This is a genomic window from Leisingera sp. (genome assembly GCF_034669605.1).
Taxonomy (GTDB): domain Bacteria; phylum Pseudomonadota; class Alphaproteobacteria; order Rhodobacterales; family Rhodobacteraceae; genus Leisingera.
Genome location: NZ_JAXMOX010000280.1, coordinates 1 through 4,574 on the forward strand (window position 1 = coordinate 1; position 4,574 = coordinate 4,574).

5 protein-coding genes are annotated in these 4,574 nt (G+C 58.2%); 3 read left to right on the forward strand and 2 right to left on the reverse strand.

Translation table 11 applies throughout. The features are described from left to right. Together rpsB and tsf are read left to right on the forward strand one after the other, a co-directional pair. Positions 1 to 550, forward strand: a 550-nt coding sequence (rpsB, locus tag VOI29_RS22660; protein ID WP_323783917.1) for a 30S ribosomal protein S2, incomplete at its 5' end; no start/stop codon positions are given. 79 nt (positions 551 to 629) lie between these two features. After that, positions 630 to 1,505, forward strand: coding sequence for a translation elongation factor Ts (gene tsf / locus VOI29_RS22665; RefSeq protein ID WP_323783918.1), 876 nt, complete (start codon positions 630 to 632; stop codon positions 1,503 to 1,505). 513 nt (positions 1,506 to 2,018) lie between these two features. Here the strand turns inward: tsf and VOI29_RS22670 are convergent. Both VOI29_RS22670 and aroQ read right to left on the reverse strand, forming a co-directional pair. Next, complete coding sequence (locus tag VOI29_RS22670) at positions 2,019 to 2,774, reverse strand: LuxR family transcriptional regulator (protein WP_323783920.1); 756 nt, start codon at positions 2,772 to 2,774, stop codon at positions 2,019 to 2,021. Then, on the reverse strand, positions 2,771 to 3,220 hold the full coding sequence (gene aroQ, locus VOI29_RS22675) for a type II 3-dehydroquinate dehydratase (protein WP_323783922.1): 450 nt from the start codon (positions 3,218 to 3,220) through the stop codon (positions 2,771 to 2,773). Before aroQ ends, VOI29_RS22670 begins: the two co-directional genes overlap by 4 nt. A 365-nt stretch (positions 3,221 to 3,585) precedes the next feature. Here aroQ and VOI29_RS22680 point away from each other — a divergent pair. Continuing rightward, on the forward strand, positions 3,586 to 4,574 hold a 989-nt coding region (locus VOI29_RS22680; RefSeq protein WP_323783924.1), incomplete at its 3' end, for a serine hydrolase domain-containing protein.

Sequence of the window (4,574 nt, forward strand, 5' to 3'; positions counted from 1 at the left end):
CCAGGCAGCCGGCCCGATTGCCGAAGCGGCTGAAAAGTCGGCTCAGTACTTCATGAACCACCGCTGGCTCGGCGGCACCCTGACAAACTGGAAAACCGTTTCCCAGTCGATCAACCGCCTGAAGGAAATCGACGAGAAGATGTCCTCCGGCGCCGAAGGCCTGACCAAGAAAGAGCGTCTGGGCATGGAGCGCGACCAGGAGAAGCTGGAAGCGTCTCTGGGCGGCATCCGTGAAATGGGCGGCGTGCCGGACCTGCTGTTCGTCATCGACGTGAAAAAAGAAGCGCTGGCCATCGCCGAAGCCAAGAAACTGGGCATTCCGGTTGTGGCTGTTGTCGACACCAACTGCTCCCCCGACGGCGTGGACTTCATCATTCCGGGCAACGACGACGCATCGCGCGCCATTTCGCTGTACTGCGACCTGGTTGCCCGTGCGGCACTGGACGGCATGTCCGCACAGCTGGGTGCCGCAGGCGTTGACCTGGGCGCACTGGAAGACGCGCCGGCCGAAGAAGCTGTGGCTGAAGAAGCCGCCGCTGCTGACGCCTGATCCGTCCCGTCACGGAACTGACATGCGGGGCAGGGTATCACCTGCCCCAAATCTGTTTTTGAATTGAGGAGAGCCTAAGATGGCAATCACTGCTGCTATGGTGAAAGAACTGCGCGAATCCACCGGCGCAGGCATGATGGACGCGAAGAAAGCCCTGGTCGAAAACAACGGCGACATGGAAGCCGCGGTTGACTGGCTGCGCACCAAAGGCCTCGCCAAGGCTGCCAAGAAATCCGGCCGCACCGCCGCAGAAGGCCTCGTTGCCGTGATCGTCGAAGGCAACAAAGGCGTTGCCGTCGAAGTGAACTCGGAAACCGACTTTGTCGGCAAGAACGCCGAATTCCAGGAAATGGTCGGCGGCATTGCTAAAGCAGCCCTGGGTGTTTCCGACGTTGAAGCGCTGAAAGCTGCCGACATGGGCGGCAAGACCGTTGCCGAGACGATCACCGACAAGATCGCCACCATTGGCGAAAACATGTCGGTCCGCCGCATGGCCGCGCTGGAAGGCGAAACCGTTGTGTCCTACGTGCACAACGCCGCTGCTGCAGGCATGGGCAAGATCGGTGTTCTGGTTGCCATGACCGGCGGCGACGCAGCGATCGGCAAACAGATTGCAATGCACATTGCAGCTGCCAACCCCGCGGCACTGTCCGAAGCCGACATGGACGCCGCTGTGGTTGAGAAAGAAAAGCAGGTTCAGATGGACATCGCCCGCGAATCCGGCAAGCCGGAGCAGGTGATTGAAAAGATGATCGTTGGACGGATGAAGAAATTCGTCGCGGAATCGACCCTGCTGAACCAGCAGTTCGTTGTGAACCCGGACCTGACCGTTGAAGCCGCAGCCAAAGAGGCAGGCGCAACCATCACCGGTTTCGCCCGCGTCGAAGTCGGCGAAGGCATCGAAGTCGAAAAAGAAGACTTTGCCGCTGAAGTTGCCAAGGCGGCACAAGGCTGATTTAAGCTGATCCGGGCGGATCAGCTTTCAAGATAAATCTCAGAAACCGGCAGGGTCATCCCTGCCGGTTTTGTTTCGGCCGTATCCCCCCGCACGCGGACAGCGCTGCCGGGCGCTGGCTGCCCAGCGGCTGGCATGTACTATCCGTGTTCAGGGCACGGGAGAGCTGCAGCAGGAATGTGAGGGACCCCACTGATGGGGATGGGCGAGGCCCCTCTGTATCCGGAATAGACGCGGATCAATACGCGCCTATCCCTGACCAGGTAGGAGAGCCTTGAAATCGCAAGGGTCGTTACCCATTAGTTCCTTGGCCAAAGCCACCACTCACGGAACAGGGGCAACATGCAGAATATCAACCTATAACGGTAGTATAGGATTCCATACTTCCTACAGCTTAGTAAAGGCGCGGCGGTGTGGAAAACCGGTTGAGTTTCCGCTTCTTGCATGCGAACCGGGAGCTGGCGCAGCTTGCCTATTGAGCCGCCAAGGGGCGGCGGCAGCCACGCAGCTGCCTTAGGCATCCATGATATACATCTGATTGTGCAGCGCTGCCTTCAGAACGGCCTGGGCGGTTGTCTCTACCGACAGCGACTCTCTGGCAAGGCGCAGGTGTTTTTCAACCGTCGCAGGTGTAAGCTCCATCAAAAGTGCAATGTCCTGCGTGGTTTTGCCATCGCCAACCCATTGCAAAACCTCCCGCTGCCGTTTGGTAAGGCTGCGGTTCGGCGCCGTATAGGGCAGGGTGAGGATTTTCAGATGGGCCACATTGTTCATCAGCACGATGTCCTCGCCCGACTTCTGCCACAGCGCATCCACCGCCTCCTGACACATGCCGGCTTTTGCAGCCAGCGATATCGCGCCCTTGTAGCGCGGAGACGCAGAGTAGAAACTGACAGTATAGCCGGCATTCATGTCGAGTTTCTGATTGAACTCATGCACCCGCCGGGCTTCCGGTCCAAGGGTACCGCCGGCAATCATGTCCTGCACGATACGCCAGCTGCCAGCGCCTTCATTCTCCAACGCCCAGCGAAGCATCGGCGCGTGGAAATACAGCCCCTGGTGCAGAAAGCCGTTCAGATATACGCTGTCATGATTGGACAGGATAACAAAATCGTCCGGATCCCCCAGCGAGGTTTCCGTCTTGTACCGGGTATAGCCGTAAATCAGCCGGTCGAAGCCGAACCTGGACATTTGCCGGACATGCCCGTCCCACAGCTCTTCCAGGCTTTGAGCGCCGCAAAGAAAGTTCAGGTATTCATTTACATTCATAAATTTACGGCCTTTTCAAAATGTACTTTCAATGCGTCCAGCGCCAGCAGGTATCCCTGTGCGCCAAAACCGCAAATCTGCCCCAGTGCCGCCTTGGAAATATAGGAGGTGTGCCGGAATGGCTCGCGTGCGTGAATGTTGGAGAGATGCACTTCAACGGCCGGGATCTCTACGGAAATCAAGGCATCCATCAGCGCAATAGACGTATGCGTATAAGCACCGGCGTTCAGGATGATCCCCTGGTACTGCCCCTTGGCCGCATGAATGGCATCAATCAGCGCCCCTTCGTGGTTCGACTGGAAGCAGCTGACCGAGACGCCAAGATTCTGACCATGTTCGGCACAGGCCTGCTCGACCATCGCCAGGGTGACCGAGCCATAGACGTCCGGCTGCCGGGTGCCAAGCAGGTTGAGGTTGGGGCCGTTCAATACCAGAATGCTCGTCATCGGATCAGTTTCCTTTTCGTCCTTCCCTTTGAAGTACTAAGACAAATTTTCTGCAAATGCGATCATGCAAACGCGCCGGATTTCGAAAAATTCGAAATTTGGAATTTACCGAACCCGCTGAGGCAAGCGATCTCCCGGCACAATCACCGGCCGTCTATTGCTCTCACTTTCGACCACAGGGTGCAGTCATTTTAAGCCCGCAAAGTCATTGGGCGGTGTAGTTTTTGCTGAATAATAACCCAGCACCGGTGCCCCGGAACCTGAAACTCACCGTCATCCGGCTCGTCTCCTTTTGAAACACGGTATACAGTCCCGTTGACTGCATATTCGGGATCAACGAGACAGAGCAAAGCGAGGGCACGGCGATGAAATCAGACCGGCTGGAACCCATCAGGCGCTGGCAGCAACGCTATGTGGATGAGGGGAAGTATCCAGGAAGCTCTCTTTTGATCCGCCGCCGCGGCGAGGAACAGTATTTCCACGCGGCTGGCCTGCGCAACATCGCGGAGGATCTGCCGTTCACCCGTGATACGCTGGTGCGCCTTTACTCGATGACCAAGCCGGTGACCTCTGTGGCCGTGATGTCTCTTTTGGAACAGGGGCTGTTCCATCTGGATGCCCCCGTCAGTGATTTCCTGCCGGAATTCAACGATATGCAGGCGTTGGTGCCCGGGGCCAGCCGGATCAGCCAGACCCGGCCCTGCACTGCTCCGACACTTCATCAGCTGCTGACCCACACCAGCGGGCTGAGTTATCCTTTCAACCCGGGCGTCCTGCCGGAAGCCATGGCCAGGGAGGGTTTGTTGTTCAAGCCGGACCAAGGAACACTGACCCCGATGGTGGCCCGGCTTGCCCGGCTGCCGCTGGCGTTCGAACCGGGATCCCGCTGGGAGTATTCCGTGTCGACCGATGTGCTGGGCCGCGTTGCCGAAATTGTCTCAGGAAAGCCACTGGACCAGCTCTTGCAAGAGGTGATCTTTGAACCGCTGGGAATGGCGGAGACCGGGTTCCAGCCGGCCAGCGGGGCAGGGAACCGGTTTGCCTCTCTCTATACTCCGCTGGCGGGTGACGCCATGGCGCTGAATTCCGCAGAGACCGGCACGGACAGCCTGCGTCTGACCGACAGTTATCCGCATTCATCCTTCTGGCAGAGTGAAATGCACTCCGGCGGCGGCGGGTTGATCGGCACAATTGACGACTACATGGCATTCACCGAAATGCTCCGGTGCCGCGGCCGCGGCAAGGACGACTTTATAATCAGCCCGCAAACTGCTGATTTCATGATGCAAAACCACCTCGTAAGCGACATTGCTTCGATGGGGCCGCAAAGCTTTGCCGAACAGCCGATGGAGGG